Origin of the sequence: Peribacillus sp. YIM B13477 (genome assembly GCF_042787955.1) — a bacterium.
GTDB classification, from domain to species: domain Bacteria; phylum Bacillota; class Bacilli; order Bacillales; family DSM-1321; genus Peribacillus; species Peribacillus frigoritolerans.
In genome coordinates this window covers 330117-350152 of sequence record NZ_JBHZPD010000004.1, presented here as the reverse complement: position 1 = coordinate 350152, position 20036 = coordinate 330117, and the positions used below count along the sequence as shown (strand labels likewise).

22 protein-coding genes and 1 pseudogene are annotated in these 20036 nt (G+C 35.4%); 7 read left to right on the top strand and 16 right to left on the bottom strand.

Annotated features, from left to right (window positions below; translation table 11 throughout):
• The first annotated feature begins 414 nt into the window (after positions 1-414).
• Complete coding sequence (locus tag ACFX4H_RS15635) at positions 415-1872, top strand: S8 family serine peptidase (RefSeq protein ID WP_377435789.1); 1458 nt, start codon at positions 415-417, stop codon at positions 1870-1872.
• Positions 1873-2661: 789 nt separating this feature from the next.
• On the opposite strand, the gene catA is transcribed toward ACFX4H_RS15635, so the two are convergent.
• Positions 2662-3309, bottom strand: coding sequence for a type A chloramphenicol O-acetyltransferase (gene catA / locus ACFX4H_RS15630; RefSeq protein WP_377435788.1), 648 nt, complete (start codon positions 3307-3309; stop codon positions 2662-2664).
• Positions 3310-4091: 782 nt separating this feature from the next.
• Here catA and ACFX4H_RS15625 point away from each other — a divergent pair.
• Entirely contained in the window at positions 4092-4247 is a 156-nt protein-coding gene (locus tag ACFX4H_RS15625; protein WP_164468797.1) for a hypothetical protein, read from the top strand.
• A gap of 185 nt (positions 4248-4432) precedes the next feature.
• Here the strand turns inward: ACFX4H_RS15625 and ACFX4H_RS15620 are convergent, their stop codons facing one another.
• Positions 4433-4816: a VOC family protein gene (locus tag ACFX4H_RS15620; protein WP_377435787.1), complete on the bottom strand. Its 384-nt coding sequence runs from the start codon at positions 4814-4816 to the stop codon at positions 4433-4435.
• A gap of 107 nt (positions 4817-4923) precedes the next feature.
• Entirely contained in the window at positions 4924-5199 is a 276-nt protein-coding gene (locus ACFX4H_RS15615; RefSeq protein WP_048679554.1) for an ArsR/SmtB family transcription factor, read from the bottom strand.
• 296 nt (positions 5200-5495) lie between these two features.
• Between ACFX4H_RS15615 and ACFX4H_RS15610 the strand changes: the two genes are divergently transcribed.
• Positions 5496-6911 carry a PQQ-dependent sugar dehydrogenase gene (locus ACFX4H_RS15610; RefSeq protein ID WP_377435786.1) on the top strand — a complete coding sequence of 472 codons (1416 nt, stop codon included), beginning with the start codon at positions 5496-5498 and terminating at the stop codon, positions 6909-6911.
• Between the two features lie 59 nt (positions 6912-6970).
• Here the strand turns inward: ACFX4H_RS15610 and ACFX4H_RS15605 are convergent, their stop codons facing one another.
• Positions 6971-7525: a hypothetical protein gene (locus ACFX4H_RS15605; protein ID WP_377435785.1), complete on the bottom strand. Its 555-nt coding sequence runs from the start codon at positions 7523-7525 to the stop codon at positions 6971-6973.
• Positions 7526-7684: 159 nt separating this feature from the next.
• Positions 7685-8068, bottom strand: a complete 384-nt coding sequence (locus tag ACFX4H_RS15600) for a cupredoxin domain-containing protein (protein WP_377435784.1) — start codon at positions 8066-8068, stop codon at positions 7685-7687.
• 406 nt (positions 8069-8474) lie between these two features.
• Between ACFX4H_RS15600 and ACFX4H_RS15595 the strand changes: the two genes are divergently transcribed.
• Positions 8475-9245: a sporulation protein gene (locus ACFX4H_RS15595; RefSeq protein WP_063590061.1), complete on the top strand. Its 771-nt coding sequence runs from the start codon at positions 8475-8477 to the stop codon at positions 9243-9245.
• A 264-nt stretch (positions 9246-9509) separates the two neighbouring features.
• Here the strand turns inward: ACFX4H_RS15595 and ACFX4H_RS15590 are convergent, their stop codons facing one another.
• From ACFX4H_RS15590 to ACFX4H_RS15560, 7 genes are all read right to left on the bottom strand, one after another.
• Entirely contained in the window at positions 9510-9824 is a 315-nt protein-coding gene (locus ACFX4H_RS15590) for a hypothetical protein (protein WP_377435783.1), read from the bottom strand.
• A 106-nt stretch (positions 9825-9930) separates the two neighbouring features.
• The gene (locus ACFX4H_RS15585; RefSeq protein WP_377435782.1) at positions 9931-10155 is read right to left on the bottom strand and encodes a hypothetical protein; all 225 of its coding nucleotides are present in this window, start codon (positions 10153-10155) and stop codon (positions 9931-9933) included.
• Between the two features lie 556 nt (positions 10156-10711).
• Complete coding sequence (locus tag ACFX4H_RS15580; protein WP_377435781.1) at positions 10712-10933, bottom strand: hypothetical protein; 222 nt, start codon at positions 10931-10933, stop codon at positions 10712-10714.
• 308 nt (positions 10934-11241) lie between these two features.
• Entirely contained in the window at positions 11242-12393 is a 1152-nt protein-coding gene (locus tag ACFX4H_RS15575) for a DUF4179 domain-containing protein (protein WP_377435780.1), read from the bottom strand.
• On the bottom strand, positions 12377-12904 hold the full coding sequence (locus ACFX4H_RS15570) for an RNA polymerase sigma factor (protein WP_377435779.1): 528 nt from the start codon (positions 12902-12904) through the stop codon (positions 12377-12379). Before ACFX4H_RS15570 ends, ACFX4H_RS15575 begins: the two co-directional genes overlap by 17 nt.
• Before the next feature lie 686 nt (positions 12905-13590).
• Positions 13591-14088 (bottom strand): hypothetical protein, encoded by a 498-nt coding sequence (locus tag ACFX4H_RS15565; RefSeq protein ID WP_249599187.1) that lies wholly within the window; start codon positions 14086-14088, stop codon positions 13591-13593.
• 281 nt (positions 14089-14369) lie between these two features.
• Entirely contained in the window at positions 14370-14915 is a 546-nt protein-coding gene (locus ACFX4H_RS15560) for a hypothetical protein (protein WP_249599186.1), read from the bottom strand.
• Between the two features lie 667 nt (positions 14916-15582).
• Here ACFX4H_RS15560 and ACFX4H_RS15555 point away from each other — a divergent pair.
• Entirely contained in the window at positions 15583-15759 is a 177-nt protein-coding gene (locus tag ACFX4H_RS15555) for a hypothetical protein (RefSeq protein WP_249599185.1), read from the top strand.
• Between the two features lie 244 nt (positions 15760-16003).
• Positions 16004-16456: a hypothetical protein gene (locus ACFX4H_RS15550; protein ID WP_377435778.1), complete on the top strand. Its 453-nt coding sequence runs from the start codon at positions 16004-16006 to the stop codon at positions 16454-16456.
• 323 nt (positions 16457-16779) lie between these two features.
• Here the strand turns inward: ACFX4H_RS15550 and ACFX4H_RS15545 are convergent, their stop codons facing one another.
• The 4 genes and pseudogenes from ACFX4H_RS15545 to ACFX4H_RS15530 form a co-directional block, all read right to left on the bottom strand.
• Positions 16780-17238 (bottom strand): NUDIX hydrolase, encoded by a 459-nt coding sequence (locus ACFX4H_RS15545; RefSeq protein ID WP_377435777.1) that lies wholly within the window; start codon positions 17236-17238, stop codon positions 16780-16782.
• A 159-nt stretch (positions 17239-17397) separates the two neighbouring features.
• Complete coding sequence (locus ACFX4H_RS15540) at positions 17398-17631, bottom strand: hypothetical protein (RefSeq protein ID WP_262871644.1); 234 nt, start codon at positions 17629-17631, stop codon at positions 17398-17400.
• Between the two features lie 208 nt (positions 17632-17839).
• A pseudogene (locus ACFX4H_RS15535) lies at positions 17840-18113 on the bottom strand (hypothetical protein).
• A 520-nt stretch (positions 18114-18633) separates the two neighbouring features.
• Complete coding sequence (locus ACFX4H_RS15530; protein ID WP_034304420.1) at positions 18634-19041, bottom strand: Lrp/AsnC family transcriptional regulator; 408 nt, start codon at positions 19039-19041, stop codon at positions 18634-18636.
• Between the two features lie 132 nt (positions 19042-19173).
• Between ACFX4H_RS15530 and ACFX4H_RS15525 the strand changes: the two genes are divergently transcribed.
• On the top strand, positions 19174-19938 hold the full coding sequence (locus ACFX4H_RS15525) for an MBL fold metallo-hydrolase (protein WP_377435776.1): 765 nt from the start codon (positions 19174-19176) through the stop codon (positions 19936-19938).
• Positions 19939-20036 lie beyond the last annotated feature (98 nt).

The window sequence follows — 20036 nt, the reverse complement described above, 5'->3', positions numbered from 1 at the left end:
CGTCCTTTTAGTTCCTGTGAGTAGCTTTATGAGAGGATGGTCAGCGTTGTCCAAACAGCGAGCGAGGAAGAAAAGTTGAACTTAATTCAGGCCCACCGCCATTAGTAAACTTGATTTCAAAGTCAAATTGAACTCTCTTATCCATTTGAACCCTCCTCATAGATTGATTGATACTGGAATTGCATTAATATACAAACCTTTTGGCGACACAGGTTTTTTACACCTTTCACAGTTCCCACAAGACATATTCTAGACAAAAAACCTTTCCCTTCTTCAACTGACTGCCCGGATCATTTCATAAATAAAAAGAGCTGCCAATTTCAATAATAGATTCATTAGAAAAACTTGGAATTTAAGTTGTTGTATATTAAGATAGTATACGGTTAATATTTTCCATTATATAGGAGGAGACATATGAAAAAGAGAATTCTACATACGGTACTTTCGATTGCTGTAGGAGCAGGGATACTTTCCGTTGGTGATGTTCCTGCCCAAGCTAAGAGTCAAAATCAGGAGATGGATGACTCGTACGCAATAGCTTTTAAAGGTGGATTACCAGAGAATTACCAAGAGGTAATACGGAAAGCCGGTGGTAAAGTAACCAAAGTCCTTCCCGAAGTTGGAGGAATAGAAGCTCAATCTGACGAGCCTTCATTTCTTAAAAACCTAAAAGCTCATTCTTCAATAGAAGCTGCTAACAGAGAACTTCCCCTAACCTTAGACAAAACAGCAGTCAGCCCTTATAACTATGGATCCAGTATCATCAGCCAGCAAAATTCTGAGAGTTATTGGGACTCCCAATGGGATATACAAAGGGTGACCAACGACGGGAAATCATATGATTTAGAAACAGGCGGATATAAAAATAAAGATGGAAGCATTACTCATAAAGCAGTGGTGGGAGTGATTGATACCGGAATTGATGAGTCTCATCCTGACTTAAAGAATAATAATTTAGGCGGACGTAACCTTGTTCCTGCTGGAATGGATGAATCTGAAACAGGTGATCCCACTGATATTAAAGATCGCAATGGACATGGCACTCACGTTGCCGGGATCATTGGAGCAAATGGTAAAGTAAAGGGTGTAGGACCGGATTTAGGAATCAGATCCTATCGCGCATTATACTCAGAGCAAGCCCTTGGATTACCAACTTGGATTATAGATGGAATCATTGCAGCAACAAATGACAAGGTAGATGTTATTAATATGTCTCTACGTTTCTATAATAATAACAAAATGACAATTGAGGGAGAAAGTTATAAATCAATCGCTGAAACGTTACTTTGGAAGAGAGCCATTCAATATGCAGTAAAGAATGGAGTAACTGTAGTGGCCGGCAGTGGTAATGAGAGTTTAAATCTAGATGACAAGAAGGAAGTTAACGAATTTTTAAATAAATTGTATGAACCATATGGTATGAGCGTGAAAGGGCCTGCAACCGTGGTACCGGCACAGCTGCCAGGAGTCATTAATGTGTCTGCCTCCACAAAATGGTCAACTCAACAGCTTGCTTTCTACTCTAATTATGGAAACGGTGCCATTGACGTGGCAGCTCCCGGAGGGGATTTCGGGCCTGAGTATGCAGAAACCAATGACCCTGCGGCGGCTGATCCAAGTAACTTAATCCTTAGTACTTGGCCTACCTATTTAGGTACTTCATATGAGTTTAATGCTGGTACTTCCATGGCCACTCCTCAAGTAGCTGGAATTGCAGGAGTTATTAAGGCAGCTCATCCGGAGTATAAACCAGCCCAAGTAACAGCACGCATTAAGCAAACAACTCTTGACTATGGAAAGAAAGGACAAGATGCTTTATTTGGCTCAGGAGAAGCAAATGCATATAGAGCATTAGAAAATATAAGGAAGTAGCCTATATTTCTGAAATATTAATAGTACAAGGAAAGGTTCTTGATCAGAATCTGTAACCCAAACAGTAATTGGGAAAAATATATCCATAACAAAAAAGGCTATTTTCCCGAAATATAAAAAACGGAAACACATAAAATGCGTAAGGCCATATTCTAATTAACACAACTCACCAGTTAAAATTCATCCCCTGCTTAATTGCAGGGATTTTTTGTTTTATCGCTTAATTACAAATTCTAGTCCAAGTAAATATACATTTTCCAATTTGTGTTATGGAATTATCCTGCCCTTTATTTTCATAAGTAATGGCTGCCGGCTAGCCTCACCTTTTTATGATTTTGGCAATCTTGAAAATTCCAAATCCGCAAAGAATTATGAGACCCATTATAATAATTGGTATCAAAATATTAAATGACATTAAATCATCTCCCTTTAAATTATGTAAGTCATTCTTATATCCATATAATACCACCAAAAACATCTACTTATTGAGCTAACGGTACACAAACCTTTAATTCTATAAAAAAAAGGAACTGCTTTCACAGTTCCCAATACTTTAGGCAAAAGGAGTTCCATCCAAATTTTTAAACATAGTTGATTGGAGCGGGTGTGCGAGACTCCTGCGGGAATAGCGAGTCCAAGGGAGACCCCACAGGCGCAAGTGCGCCGAGGGCGAACCGCCCGCGGAAAGCGAGTGCCCTACGTTCCAATCAACGTCCAAATTTGTACAAACAAAAAAATGTAGACAAACTCGATTTTCACAGTTCCCTTTTGTATTTTCCCAATGAACAACTAGAGCCAGTCTGCACTTTCATCAGCAAACCTTTGGAAGTCATTCATAAAAACACTTGCATGATAACCATCACAAACTGCATGATGAATTTGCAACGAAACAGGCAAGAACCATTCATCTTTTATTTGTGAATATTTCCCCCCGGTTATAATGGGTAAGAGAAAATCGCCACCATTATTAATATTTAAATTAAATGCTGTAAAAGAACTCCAAGGGATCATGGATATCGGAATATGATTATCTGGTATAGGGGTCTTTGGAAATAAACTACCCGTACCATTGTATTCTTCTACATCTTTTTCATACTGGGAATGGAATTCAGAAAACCTACTTGCATTTGGTGACCAGATGCTAGAAAATGTGTATGTCTTCTTATCGAAAATTGTATAAGAAGGCAAAATTTCTGACCAATAACCTAAATTCCCTTCTTGGTTAAAGCTGGTTCTAAATTCTCGATGGGAATTAACTATTTTTGTAACCATGAAAATAAACGCGGGATATAACTTATAATTTTTCTTCTTTAAGTTTTCCATTAGAACAGTAATATTCATTTCATTCGTTATACTGAATGTTGTTTGTTGTTGTAAATAGTGTTCAAAGTACTCTTTTCGAACCCAATTTTGATGATCAATTATATTGAATTTCATATACAACGCCTCCTAATGTGTTTTACTTGATTTAGGAGGCTATTTCCTCTGCTTTTTTCATGACAGTCATCCTTTTTTAAAAGAATTTGTACCCCAACATTATTAAATATTCCCAGACTAAAATCAACTTACAGAGATTACTTTCTTTAACGATCCTGCTCCGTTAGCCATCCATGCAGCGCAAAACCGGTGCTGCACCACAGAGAATGAAAATGGGTTCGGGGTCAATAATGTTTAACGGCTGGGGAAGAGATCGTTGAACTATGGTGCCTTTGAGCCCATCCGTTAGTCTGACTCCGACGACCACGGTGTACCACCGACTGTCGCGCCCTTTATAGGTAGCACTCATGGGAGATTAATCCTTTTTTGGTCGTCGCGCTAGCCTCTACTTAATTTGCTATAATTGGAGGTTTTTGTTTAACGATTTACCAAACTCAATCAGATCACTCATAAGGCTCAGCCCTTTTTTAAAAAGCGTTCTTACTGGCCGCAAATTGGCTGCCCTCTATGGCGCTAAAGCACCCGTTCGTTTAACTACAATAATTAACAGACTTAAACTAATTTCTTCTTTTTTGATAAAAGAAACTGCCGTTTAGCAGATATATTCGCTGCAACTCCCTTCCCCTATTGAAGTAAGACACCGAAGAAGAAAGAAAAAATTTCCAATATAATAAGAACTATTAATAAGTTACTAAAAGAATTATTTTTTAAATAATAATACGTATTTTCCTTATACTTGCGCATATTAAAAACAATAATATCGAAAGCGAGATGGATACGTATTGTCTAAACAAGGGATGCAAAACAAGGATCAAACGAGAAAGCAAATTGAGAAGCAGGATAAAAGAAATGATGTTGAACTAGGAAATGAATTTCAAATTGGAAACACAAGTTCACAGAGTTCAAAAAAAAGTGGACGTCAGGTAAATAAAAAATAACCCCGATCTTTCGGGGTTATTTTTTCGATTTATGAACTTTTTTTAATGTTACATTTCTATTGGAGAATGGCAACATTGTCATTTTTACACTCCAAAAATATAAAACCCTGTCCTAAGATTAGGACAGGGTTTTAAGATTAGGACAGGGTTTTAAGATGGCCAATTTACCTCTATTTCACATAAAGTTACTGCTGCACTATCTGAATAAGGTTGCCGCATGTATCATCGAAGACAGCTATTGTGCTTTCGCCCATTTTTGTCGGCTCCATCGTAAACTTCACGCCGTTTTCCAATAGTCGTTTGTACTCATTATGAATATCTGCAACGCCAAACATTGTTGCTGGGATGCCTTCGGCTACTATCTTCTTTTGATATTCCTTTGCGGCAGGATGCTCATTCGGTTCGAGTAAAAGCTCGGTACCGTCAAGAGCATCGGAAGAAACAAGCGTAATCCACCTGAATTTCCCCATGGGAACGTCATGCTTTTTTACAAATCCCAGCTTTTCTGAATAAAATTCCAGTGCCTTGTCTTGGTCTTGTACGAATAAACTGGTAACAATGATTTTCATAATCTTTTTCCTCCTTTAATATTTACCACTCTGGTACTCTGCAAACAATTTGGCTCCAATCCGAAAAAACCACACATTCTTCAGTAGCCTGTTCCGATTTTATAAAATTACTCTATCCATCCTTTCAGCAAGTTTTTAAGTGGTTCGTTGTTGAACATTAGTACTCGATATTTTCCCTTTCGTTTTGATTTTACGAGTCCTGCATCTTCCAATGCAGCTAGATGTTTAGCGATTGCCTGTCGCGAAATGGCAAGGTCGTGCTTTGTAATGAGACGTACCGTAAGTTCATACAACGTCAGCTCGTTGCGTTCAGATAGTTCGTCCAATATCAGCCGCCGAGTCGAATCGCCGAGTGCTTTGAATATAGCGTCTTTATCCCACATACATCGATTATAAGCAACTCTGTGGTTGCATGTCAACAAGTATAAGCAACTGTATGGTTGCTTGTCAATAGCACCTATTCCTGATCGGGATTTCCAATACTTACAGACAATTTAAGTATTGGTTTTAGTTTTTCATCTTAAACAGTCCCGTTAAGTAACGCACCCCTTTAGATTACTTACGCTCGTGCGAAATTAGTGCATTGCCTTATCAGATTCCCCCTGCCTAATTTGGTACTAATGGACAGTTCTAATCATATTCTTATTAAAGAAAACAATAAGAAGGGGGGCAAAATCAGTTGATAAAAGTGAAGGTTGGTTTACGGCCCATTGTAAGTAAGATAAATTTACCTACTGTTTTGAAAACGACTATACTTCCGGGTGACTCCATTGAAAGATTATTTATTGCAACCCAGGTAGGAGAGATCTTTTACATAGGAAACGGAGAGATAAGGACTTTTTTAGATATTCGCCCGCGAATTCTAAAACTAGGTGTTTCTGGTGGCGGATATGATGAACGGGGATTGCTGGGGCTAGCGTTTCATCCCGAATTTTATTATAACGGCCTGTTTTACCTTCATTATTCAGTGGCAGGAACACAAGGTCCAGGTGCTCTTTCTGAATCTTTTAAGCCTGACCCGTGTGATCCCAAAACGTTAAACCTAAGGTGGATGGATAGAGAAACTAAATATGATCATATTGATACAATTGAAGAATGGATTTTACAATCGAATGGTCAACCTCAAAAACGACGGACATTACTTAACTTAAGACGGCCATTTAAAAATCATAATGGGTTCAATAGTTTAAACTTTTCACCTGAAACAGGAAAACTTGTTTTAACAACCGGAGATGGCGGATCAGGCTATGATCCATTTAACTTAAGCCAGGATGATCTCGAAATCGCCGGTAAAATAATCGAAATGGATGTAGGCAAGAATCTATACATCAATAACCCCCCCATTGTCACACGTTTTAATGAACTTCCCACACCCATTCAGGAAACGCTCATGGTAATGGCCAAAGGGGTGCGCAATATACCAGGCATTTCATTTCAAAGATTTTATAATCAGTATATTAAGTATGCGGGAAATGTCGGACAGCGTTTGGTCGAGTCGATTTATTCATTCGTTCAGTATAAACCAATACCGGTTACTCAGCTTATTCAAGCTTATTCCATGAATTCCGAACCTGACAAAGAAGGATTTATTAACTTTGGCTGGCGAGGTTGGGAAGGTGCTTTTCCTGCTTCGATTATAAGAAAGTGCACGGAAAATCCGGATTTGAATGAAAAAATAACTGCTTATTACAATGAAGCAGCTGCGCTTTCAGGGAACCGTCTTCAGCCTTTGACTAGTTATTTTCATGAAGATACCAGACCCGATAAGTTTAGTGGAACTGCAATTACAGGAGTGCAAGCCTATATGGGGGAAAGAATCCCTGCTTTGACAGGAAGCGTTGTGTTTACCGATCTTGCCCGGAAAGAAACTCAACCTAAGGTAAGAGGGGCTTTAGCTTATACCACCATAAGACCAAATGGTCAACAAAATGATTTTAGTATGATACAAACCGATTATGATTTTGGGTCTCAATCAGCTTATTATGTTAATTTGGGAACGAACCTGGATCAAACCAGACTATATTTAGGGGTTTATGGCTCTATGAAAGTGACTGATTTTAACCAAGGTACGATTTTTGAAATCGTTGAACCCTAACTATAAAATTCTACTTAATCATGAATAAATTGAAATTAAAAACGAGTGATGGTGACTCACTAAACTATAATCGTTTTTAATCTTTTATAAATGATCAAAGCAACTTCAACCCAAAACCAGCTATAAATGAAAGCTAATAAAAAGCCAGTTATCAGAATTGAAAAGGAAACAGGCACGGCTGGACCTAAAACCGGAAAGTGAAAAATAAATAGTAGACTCATAATTCCTGACATTAAAAGAATGGCACCAACAGCAATAACACTTAATCTCTTCCTTAAAAAAGAAAAAGATGTCCCTATGCCAAGACCCAATAATCCAGTTGTAAAAGGAAATACAATGAGTTCAGTTGGCTGTAGGATGAATAACAACATAATTGTCAAAAGGTAGGTCACCACTCCAAATGGTATGGAAAACATGGAACCTAACAGAATAGGTGCAGTGGCTAGGGGACTTATAAAGTATCCGATACCTGGTAAAAAGCCTGGAGCAGCCTGTAGAATGGCAGCAATGCAAGCAAAAATGGACACTAAAATGAGCTTCATCGTTCTATTATGTTTATTGAATAGGATTTGAGATAAACGAACCTCATCAGAAATAGGTTTAAAAAAATACACATTTCCACCTCATTCTAAATGGTTTATACGTTACCCTACATTATATTTGCCATTCATTAGAGGTGGAACCATTATTAATGATCCAACATCCATATCCTGAAATGAAAAAGGATTTTCCTTTGCCTAATAAAAAAACAAGGCCTTATTAGGCCCTGCCTTTTATTCGACGATCACTTTCCCAACCATTCCTTCCTGGAAATGGTACCGGCATATCAGTTCATATGTACCCGGCTGTTTCGGTTGCACGGTAATGGTTTTTTCTTTACCTGCCTGAACCTCTGCGTCTATTCCGAGCTTTTCCACTGTGAAGGTGTGCTCTTTCTTACCTTTGTTTTTCAAAATCAACGTTGTGGCTGTTCCATTCGGAATAGTGATGGCTTCCGGATTAAAGAAATCATCGTTCAACTCGACCTCAATCGATTTCACCGCAGGCTGAGCTACAACCCGGGATGCGGCAGATACGCCGAATGATCCTAGAGATGTCACAACTACAACCGTTGCAAGCATAACGACCAATCCCGTTACCCACTTTTTCACTGACATTCGCAATCCCTCCTTCCCTTACCCTATCTTTTTCTAATTCATAAAATATTATTACTATTAATTTGGTTACAGTGCGCTTTCAAATAAATAAAAAGAAAAAAGATCGCCAGTAATGACGATCTTCTGGTGTCCAATCTTATGATTTTGCATCATAGTCTTTTTGACATTTTACCATTATAAATTTAAATAGAAGGAAGATACACTCTCCATTCTTTCCAAGCTTTAAGATAGCCACTTAAGTCATGCGGATGAACTCTAATACAAACGCCTATACGTGTGTTGGATATGCATAAATTTTTGTGGTCTCACTTTTTCATGGCCCATTAAACTTCGAACCCCTTCTAGAGGCGCCCATTAACCTATTATGCTATGCTATTTATAGACTTACAAAGGGGGAATTATGTACATGTCATTTTTTGATAAAATGAAAGCAAGCATCGGAATCGGTGCGGCGAAAGTGGATACAAAATTAGAAAAAGATTCATACAAACAAGGAGAAACGGTAAAAGGGAACGTGTTTGTCCTTGGCGGAAACACCCAACAGGAAATCAATGGGCTGTACATCCATGTGATGACACAGGTTTTGAGGGAACAGGATGACCGTAAGTATTTAGATGATGTTACCCTTTACAAAATAAAGGTTTCGGATGCATTCGTCATTGAAAAAGGCGAAGAAAAGGTGATTCCGTTTTCCTTGCAACTTCCGTACGAAACGCCAATCACGGTAGGGGACGTGTCTGTGTGGATGAAGACGGAAATGGATGTGACGTTCGCATTGGACCCTAAAGATAACGATTATATAAACGTATTTGAAAATGAAACAGTCAGTAGCTTCCTAAAAGCAATCGAATCATTAGGGTTTTACTTGAACAAAGTGAAAAATGTACCCTTCAAACGTAGCAAAACGGGTGTCTTTCAGGAATTCGAATACAAGCCAAAGGGCGGTCCATTCCAAAGAAGCCTTGATGAGGTTGAAATCGGATTCGTCGCGGACGCTCAATCCGTAGATTTATTCATCGAAGTGGATAGAAAAGCAAGAGGACTTTCTGGGTTTTTGGAAAGTGCAGCAGGAATGGATGAATCCAAGATCCGAGTGCAATACAAACATTTCCAAAAAGAAAGTGTAGAAACAGCCAAGCAAGAACTGATGGATATACTATCCCGTTATTCTCGATAAATTGGATTTGCTTATCTGCCTTTTATAAACCCCATACATCAGTTAAGGTCAAACCTGTTTATTTCCAATATATACCATAATAATAGACAGTATAGACAAAAAAAGAACTATTATACTAGAGTAGTAGATTTCCCATTAAACAATAACACCTGTTAGTTAAAGAAGAAAAACTGCCTTAAGACAGCTCCGATCTTCAGCTAACTCACGACGTTAAAGGAGTTGCCCTAACAACTCCTTTAAGAACAAAATTTATTTATTTATTTATTAATCACTAATAATACTGTTTTTATTTTTAAAGTAAAGAAACAAATTAAATATGCTTAACCCTAAAATTATAAGAAACAAATATGAGGAAATAACATCTCCTCCTAAATTTAACTCATCAGCTATGTATCCTATAATAATAAGATTAATACCAGAAACAATTATTGAAATTATTAAAGTAATACTAACTGTGAATCCATTAACGAGGTTGCTCCGTTTCTTTTGAACCAATAAAATAATGCTAATAACAATTAAACTAATTATAAAGGTTATAAAAACTAATCTTAAAAAATCGTATATTTCCAACCCTTCCATTGTCATCCCCCTTATTATCCTTTTCCTATTAATTTTACCACAAAAATCCATTATCCTTTTGCAACTAAACTGCCCCGTTAGTTCATTAAAGGCTGTCGAGGGTTTCTCAACAGCCTGAGCCAATCGTATTAATGATCAGCATTTTCTTACCAGAATCTCCAAATAACCAAAGTAAAAGTGAAAGAAATGCTACGAAATAGAATGCGTATGCTACATTCCCTAACCAATTTATCGTTTGTCCCCTGAAGTATTGCAGACCAGAGCTTGCAAGATACTTGATTATGATACCCACTATACAAATAATGAAGAATCTTTTCTTTGTTATTGCCATAAATTCAAACCACTCCTATTCTTTGGCTGGCAATCCAACTAACCTGCCCCTTCCATAAGAAAGAGAGCTGCCAAAAGCAACTCCCTTATTGCAGTAAAGCACTCGTTAGTTCCAAAAGACTTATTGAAGAGTTGACACAAACTGTGACGCAAATGAGACGGTATGAAAATTAATTATATGAGTTCGATTTGCTTTGTTTCTTATGTTGGGATAAACGATAAAGGCCACTAATGAGGTAGTACAGAAAGAAGTAACCAAAAAGAATAATGGTAGGTACTATATTGGTAAAGATATTTATAAAAATAAAACATAAAATGAGAAAAGTTAAAGAAACTATAAAATTAAATTTAAAACTTTTATTACTAATCAACAAAATCACCTCTAACTAATTTTACCGTTAAGAAACTTTTTTGGAAATAATCCGAACAGTCCGAAGACACTATGCTTGTTGAACTATCCTGTCCCGATAGTTGCATAAAGAAAAAAACTGCCTTAAAGACAGTCCCGATCTTAAGCTAACGCACCTTTAGTTGAATAACAAAAGTCAAGTTCAGTTCTATTCAAATCCAAAGTATTTCTCTACTTCTTCACTTGCCTTTGGCAATTCCATTCCCTTTTCCCAAATCAAAATTTTATCTTTTGGCGTACCATAATAAACTCTTTTTATTTCCTTACCACGAAATTCTTCTTGTACTTTAATATCTATAAAATCATACCCTTTTTCTAATCCGTATGGAGGCTTTGCTTCTTTCTTTATTAAGGGGCGTAGAGGAGTCATATAAAAACATAATGGTCGGTTGGTTGTTCGAATGACATTCGTTTCATTGTATTCCTCCTCATTTTTATTTCAAACGCAAATCATTAGTCACCACTATATTAAAAAATAGTGGATTTTTTAGAAATGATGTTCTTCAACTAACCTGTCCCGATCTCCCATAAGAAAAAGCTGCCTTCTGAATGAAACACCATTTAAAAACATTTGGATGGTGGGTTGACAGTTTCGTTCATATCAGTTGCATAAGAAAAGAAGCTGTTTCCAGCTCCATAGAGAAGTAAAGTACCTGTTAATCGAAGAAGCAATATATTTTAATTGTGCAATTCCTCATACAATTTCTTTTGATCTTTATCACGTATAATGACTTTATATGGTATTGCTTCAACGGATAATTCCTTCCTTTTTACTTCAACTACCTGTCTTGCATACTCTTCAATTCTTTCAGCTTGCTCTTCAGTCTCCTCTCCTTTGGATAATGAAGTCTTTAAAATGATTTCAAGAGGTTTTGGATGAAAGGAGTAGGCAAAACCATTTGTTTCTTTAAACTTTTTATGTGTTTCTTCCATGACTGCTGTAAAAATAGGCTGCCAACTCTGACCCTTAATTTCGTCTTCACTTTCTCTTTTGACTTCAACTTTAAACTTCTCATGCTTTTTTGCATATATTACATCATGTACATGTTTTTCTATTTGACTCTTCACTTTATTATAATATTGCTCTGTTCCTTCAATCCCCACTTTAACAGTAACCTTTTTGGGGTTCGTAGATACTCCACTAGCTAAAATGGTATAACCCTTTTCTTCTACAACCTCTTGCGTTATTGTAAGTATTTCATCTGTAAGTTTCTCTAATTCTTTATTTTTTTCACTTGGTTCAACATTATCCCGTACTTCTAGTACAACCTCAACTCCATCAATTTTATAAGACTTAGCACATTTAAAAATAATATCTTTAATTTCATCCTCATGTTCTTGTTTAAAATCTTCATCCCCTACCCAAACAGTGAATGAAGGAGGCTCTGAGGAAAAAAGCCATGACATTCCAACTTCTACTTTTCCTTCATACTCCTTATTCTCGTTTAACTTTTTAGATATCTCGTCATATAAAGCATCTAGCTTTCCTTTCCTGTCATCCGTTTCCTTCAAGCTTTGCACAATTTGATTTATGAAAGAGACTTTTGATACAACCTCTGCCATTGCTGGAGAGATAAAAGCTGAGCCAATAAATAAACTCAATAATATGATCAACGCGATTCCAGAGTATGTTATTATCCTGATCAGACTTACTTTTTTGATACTAGTTGATAGGATAGGATTCTTATTTCTCTCTTGGGACTCCAACTTTTCAATATCAGAAATGATTCGTTTTTTCAGTTCTTGTTTTTGTTTGGTTTTCCACAGTAGATCGACATTTAACTTCTTTAAGGAGATATCTAAATCAGTATCTTCATATTGTTTTTTCATCCAAATACCCCTCCTTTATTAGTTGTTTTTTTAATGCTGGAATAGCTCTAAAAAGAGTTGATTTAACTTTACTCTCAGACCAACTCAATATCATTGCTGTATCTTCAATCGAAAAACCTTTGATTTTTCTTAAAACGATCACCTTTCGATATGTATCTTTGATTTCCCCTAACGCTTTATATAGTTCAGATGATTCCTCTTTTATTCGAATCATTTCTTCAGGTAATGAGGTATTGTCCTTTTGCAAAAGAAACACTTCTTTAAATAACCTGCTGGGTTTCCGTTTTCTTAAAAAATCAACCGTTAAGTTATGAGCGATACTGAATAGCCATGTTCTTTCACTGGAATGCTGTTTAAATGAATTATGATATAAGTACGCTTTTACAAAGGTATCGTGGGTCAAATCCTCTGCTTGTTGATAATCCTTAACCATCAATAAAATAAAGCTTAAAATGGATTTACTATGTTGGTCATACCAATCTGCAATTTCTAATTTTCTGTACTCCGACAAGTCTCCACCCCTCCTTTTCTTAAATTTTCAATACTTAGACGTACTAACTAAATAAAAGTTGTGTTTTTGCGTAAAAAAAAATCTCTAAAAGTTTAGATTAGAGATCTTTTTGTTTTTATAGAACTGATGTTTATCAGTTGTCTTAGAAATAAGGTGAAAATCATGCTCTAAGCTCATGATGATCAAGGAACTATCCTGCCCCTATGGTTCCATAAGAAAAAGCTGCCTTAAAGACAGCTCCGATCTCCAGCTAACGCCCCTGTTAGTTCTATAAGAAATACGGTATGTAAAAAATGAAAATAAATAAAGAGATAACAATATTCATATATCCCCAAAATCCTTTTCTGTCTTTTTGAAGTTCGACAAATCCTGACACCAAAATAAATGCCCCAAGGATAAACATATAATAGGGCATTAACTCAAAGGTTTGAGTTATTAGACTATAACCTGATAGAACAATAACCACTATCGCTAAAATAGTTCTAACCATTTTCAAAAATATATTACCCCCTAAAAATTAAATTCTTTTCCAATCATACCATTTAACACCTTGTTGTTTGTATGAAAAATGGAAATTACTCCTATACAATATTCTGCTCCGATCGTTCCATAAGAAAAAGCTGCCTTAAAGACAGCTCCGATCTCCAGCAAACGCACCCGTAACCTGAAGAATGACATGTATAAAACTACCTCATTGCACTCCCCAACATAACCATGCCAATAAATCCATATACAACGGTAACTCCCAAACCATACAAAATTAAGTTATCTTTTTTAAATAGTCTGATCAGTTCAAAGAAAGAAATGACAATCCGTAAAACCAACAACAGTCCAAATATACATAAAAATGACATCCCGAAAGCCATTGGAATCTCTGTCACTAACCTCATACCATCTGACTCATCATTTGAGATTACTCCAATTCCCATTCCAATATAAATCCACAAAAATGACCTCAATATCAATGTAAAGAATAAAATGTAGTAACGGTGAACATTAGGTGCTAAAGAAGAATCCACAGACGTCATCCATTTTATAAAATACTTGATACATAACCTACACGAAATAATAGGATGTAACCACGCAAATATAAAATCTGTTTCATCATCCTTAACATAAGAATTCTTTCCAAATGTCATATTAATTATATTTGATTCGTTTTTCTTGTTTTTTTTCCTTTTCATCTTCAACAACCAATCTAATAGTCATAGTATAAATCGAAATTCTTCAATCGAAATTATAACATAATCGAGAGTAAAACCTTTTCTGTGTTAAAGAGTCATTTAGGTATAAAACAGCATTACACCAACTGCGTTTCACCTTCCTCAGGAATACGAAATACTTAGTTCCGAATTTTCACATTTCATTGTTGTGGAGTTTATATAGAAAAGTTGCTGCAACAACCATTATGAAATATATTTTCCATTCCTTACTTTAATGAATATGACTCTTCATTTATAAGCTCTTATAGGCCACCATCTAAACCGTCAATTTTCACCCCTCTACTCCAATCACGATCGATTTTTAATTCATTATTTGTAGTGGATATGGTTAATTCTCCTTCTTTTTCATAAATTTTAGATGAATTCTCGTCATAAACTTTAAATGTTGTTGTATATAAGTAATCTATTTTGCCATCAGCATTTTTTCTTTGTTCTTCAAGTTTCACATCTTGTACTTCTATACTTTTATTAATTTGTTTGGATACCAATTCCGGTATTTGAAATTTCCGGTTAGCGATTTCAGCATTATATTGTTCTTCTGTTAAATATAATTTAATCTTTTCTGCGATTTCATCAAAAGTTGGGGGATTGGATGGATCTTTAATAGTATATAGTTCTTTACTATAGTTATTAAATAGTATTTCTGCCTCTTCTACTTTGACCACATTTTCCTCTTTTAGGGGTTTTTCTTCACTGTTTTCTTTGATCACATCTTTGTTACAAGCAACTACACCAATAAACAATACAAACAAAAACAATAAACTAAGAATTTTCTTTATGATAGCCACCTCATTATCTTCAAATGAACCTACACTCTACATATTCTATACATATTATGAATTAACCTTGTTAAACTAACCTGCCCCGTTAGTGCCCTAACAAAAAGGCTGCCGAAGCAACCCCTGTTATTGAACTAAAGCACCCTATAGTTTAAGTACATTTTTTCACAATCTTTCCTTTCATAATAAATGAAGGGTCGCCTTAATAATCCTTATTTCTCAACTCAAGCTTTATTTGCCCGTTAATGCAATAAGAAAATGCGTTTCCACTTGTTGTAGAAACGCACCCGTTACGAGAGAAGAGATTATTGCAAGATGACTCTGTTAAAAAATACTTACATTTGACTGACAACAAAAAGAGGAATGATTATATCCTCTTCTTCAACTGCAACTTGCCCCGTTAGTAAAAAACGACTACTTCATTCAGCAATCGCTATCCTTTGGATAATTAGAATAAGCTGCCTGAAAGACATCCTTGTGCTTCACCAATAATTCTCAAGGCATAACCTCGGGCAATGTCAATATTGTAATTCATTTTAATTTTATTTAATAAAAAAAATGCAGCCCTTTTTTTATTATTGTGATATAAGTTTAAGCTTGTCCGTTTTTATTACATAGTATGTAGTATGTAAGGGGCCCCTTATAGAAAATCTTAATTAGAAAGGGGGAAAGATAAATGGCAATTTCTATCTTACAAGATGGTGGTATTCTTGAAAATCTTCTTTGTGAATTAGGAAGACTAGTTTTGTTCCTTCTTTTAACTCTTGCTGTCATTGTTGCTCAACTATTTGGCTTCGATCCTGCACCAATTATAGCCGCTAGAGACGCTATTGCTACAGCTGATTGCCCTTAGTAATATGGCCCGCAGCAAAAACTTACGCTTATCTTTTTAGGAGTTTCTAATGGATGAGGAGAACACTGGGAGATCATAAAAAATGCTCTCCCAGGTTTTTTTTCTATAAAAACGAATAATAATTGTTTAGTTATGGATGAGAAATATCCCTTCAATGAAGATATTAATACACAACACTTTGGGCTGAACGACATATATTGTTAGAAAATTTCAGAATTTACATTTAAAGAAAGGCGATTAAATTATGGATGAACAAATTAATGAAAATAATTTAAAGAATTCGAATAATAATATTGATAAGGGTACTATTAAGAATCTTACCAGCAATTCATTAAAAAATGAAAATTCTATGGATTTAAATTCTATTATGCAGCTGGCCACAACTCTTCTAAAAAATGATACGCTTATGAATACTGTTACGGGGATTAGTAAAAACAAACAAAGCTCTACGTCACCTGTAACGAAAGTTCCTGAAAAACAAGAAAATACAGAGCTGGTTTCGTTATATCAAAAATTAGAGAAAATCGATAATGTAATTTCAGACATTAAACAAGAAAATATAATACTGGCTTCTTTATCAATAAAACTTGTGAATATCGAATTTGAAATTTCAGAATTAAGAAAAGAAATACAAGACCTAAAAGAACATAAGATATTCAAAAAAAATTCTAAAGATAGTAAGAAAGACAACGGATAAATTGGAACAAGTGCGAGTGGAGAAGAAATTAAACTGTTCTTTTTTCAATCTAACAAGTAGCAGAGTTTAGCTAACATCCTTGTTAGCTTTTTTGTTTTATAGCTAACTAAGAATAATTTTTCAATAATATAACTTAATTTCCTCATCAAACCTTTTTTAACAAATGCTTGGTTGTTTACTCTTTTCTAGTTTGGTTCAATAATCTCCTCCATTTTAGTAATATATCATTATAATCCAACTAACCTGCCCCGTTAGTGCCATAAGAAAAGGAGCTGATGATCAGCTCTTGGTAATGAAGTAAAGGACTGTTAGCTTAATATGAATTATTTACTTAGATGTTCATTATAAATACTAATTGAATGTACCTTCTCTTTTAATAAGTTATCTATTATTTGCTTTAGTACCCTGGGTTCACGTAGTTCTTCATTATCAAATTTCACAAGGTCATTCACCTTAATCCATCTACTGTCTAAAATTTCATCTTCTTCAAGATTTAATGAACCACCATTAACCTCACCAGTAAAATGAAATAGAATAACTTGATTGTTTGTACTACTGATAAAATTATATACACCCGTTGTACCATTAAGTTTTACATCAAAGCCTGTTTCCTCTTTTACCTCCCTACGAGCTGAATAGAGAATGTCTTCACCATATTCAATGCGTCCACTTGGAAAGTTCCACTTATCAATAGCAGTTGGTTTATTTTCTCTTATTATTAAGACTTCATCATCTCTGAATATTGATACACTAACTACTAAAACTATCCCATTATGAGCCATCCTTTTCTCCTCAAGTATTTAATTTTATATTTATTACTACCTTTTTCTCTAATTAACACCTGATTACCTTCTACTACCACTAACCTGCCCCTTTAGTTCCATAAGAAAAAGCTGCCTTAAAGACAGCTCCGATCTTCAGCTAACGCACCCGTTATTTATTTAATTTTTTGAGATTCTAAATTTCTTTTGAGAAAGAAAATAAGCTAATGTAGCAGTTAGCAATGTTACCAGTAATGGAATTGAAGTCTTACCAAACACTACTTCTTGACTTAAATTACTCTCTATCGAAGAAAAATCGGGAGTATAAGAAGCAGTAAGAATCAAACCTGATCCTATTTGAAATACCATATATATCATTACGAAACTAATTAAAAACACAAGATACTTTTTCAATATCGTCACCACCCATTACATTATTTTACCATATTTACCATTCCGGTTGTTCTGCCCTGATAGTTCCATAAAACTTTTCACGGAGTTGACATAAACTGTGCAACAATTTTCAAAGCTAAAAACCATCCTTTAAAAGGATGGCCTGAAAATGGACATTTATTTAAGTTTAAGACATTTTATTCAAACAGCTTATTGTGGGAAAGTAGTCTTATTCTTTATTTCTATAAGCTATTATGGTCGTTTTTAGGGCAGCATAATTTCCAATCGCAGCATAACCATAAAACCAACCCATAAAGATACCTGTTACTAAGCTGTGCCTAGACTAATGAAAATGGAAATCATCAGGCCAAGTGCCAGTGCTATGGAAGGTACAATTTTTTTGGTACATTAAAGTAAACTTTAATTATTTGAGTTAGGAGCATTATAACAGGTATTGCTATCACGGCGTCCCAAAAGTTTGTATGTATTTCAGGGAAATTCATTTAAGTAAATTCTCCTCTTAAGATAGTATGGTTTGATTTTTTAGGATTTAAAACACGCCAAGTATTCCAATTGTCACGTGTCACCAGAATTGTTGCTAAGGGGCCCCAACAAATCGTTATGAATAGAATTTGCTACATTTAAAAAATTATTCCAGAAACAAGGCGCATTTGAGGGTAGACACAAACCCGAGAAATACATAACGATTGTGTCACAGTACGAATAAACGGTGGACACAAACAGGGTAGTTTTTCATTTTAATGCGAATGTATGATACTGCTAAGAACCGTATTTTCAAAAGGCCGCCAATTGGCAGCCTTTTTTGCGAAGAAATGTACCTAATCTAACCTGCCCCGTGAGTTCCTCAAGAAAAAGCTGCCTTAAAGAAAGCTCCGATCTTCAGCTAAACCACCCATTAGTTTAAGTACAGTTCTTCATATACTAACTTGTGAATAAGAAAACGATTCAAGCACCCTATAGTTTAAATGTGACTATTCACAAATATCCATGTTTATTCATGCCCTATTTACTTATAACGATCGATAATTTATAGTTTGCATACTTGTTTAACTCTAATAAAAATTGATTTAACGCTTCATTACTTGGGAACCTGCACTCCAAAAGATAACAGCTATCTCCACTGATTTTATAATTATTGATGACATACCCCTCTTTTGTTTGGATAAATGAGAGATAAGGTTGATGATGTGTACCTTCTATATAGATATTGATAAAGGCATACGTAAAGCACCCTAATTTCGCTTGATTCACTTTAATGCTATAACCCTCAATAACCCCATTGTCCTCTAATTTCTCCACTCTAGCTGCGGCTGCCGGTCCTGTTAAGTGTACTCTCTCCCCTAATTCTTTCATCGTAATCCGGCTATTGCTACATAACTCCTCTATAATTCGCTTATCTGTTTGATCCATCTGAACGGCAACTCCTTTCAAAAATAAAGTCAAACGCCTAAAACACTTTAATTTATCTGTGTATTTGAATCCTGCTCATATTATACACTTAACACTGTTAGTGAACACATGAAAAGAAAGGGAGTTGTAAAGATGAAGATTACACAAATTCGAAATGCAACGATAGTTGTAGAATATGCAAATAAAAAGTTTTTAATTGATCCTATGTTAGCAGAGAAAGGTGCGTACCCGTCTTTCCCTGGTACGATTAGGCAAGATCAAAACAATCCTTCAGTGAGTTTACCAACCTCTGCTGACGATATTATTAGTGGAGTTGATGCAGTCATTGTGACTCATTTACATTTAGACCATTTTGACGAAGCAGCGCAAAGACTATTACCAAAAGATATTAAAATGTTCGTTCAAAATGAAGAAGATGCAAAGGAAGTCCAAAATACCGGGTTCCACAATGTAGAGGTATTAACAAAGGACACTGTCTTTGATGGCATCCAATTAGTTAAAACAAGAGGCGAGCATGGAAGAGGAGAAGAGCTATTAAAGAGTATGGGGGAAGTATGTGGCGTTGTCTTTAAACATCCAAGTGAAAAAACATTGTACGTAGCTGGTGATACAGTCTGGTATGAAGGTGTACAGGAAGAATTGGATACCCATAAACCAGATATTATTGTTGTCAATGGCGGAGATAATCAATTGATAGAATATGGTTCTCTCATTATGGGAAAAGAAGACATCTATGAAGTACACAAGGCGGCTCCTAATGCTAAGATTATTTCTGTTCATATGGAAGCTGTTAACCATTGGACACTATCTAGAGAAGAATTAAAAAACTTTAGTAAAGAAAAAGGATTCTCAAGTAATATGTTAGTACCAGAAGATGGTGAATCCTACAAATTTTAATATGAACACCGACAAATAGTGTCACGTTCCTATTTAAAAATAAGAAATAAAAGAAGCTCATAATTATCGAAATTTAATTATGAGCTTCTTCTAATGAC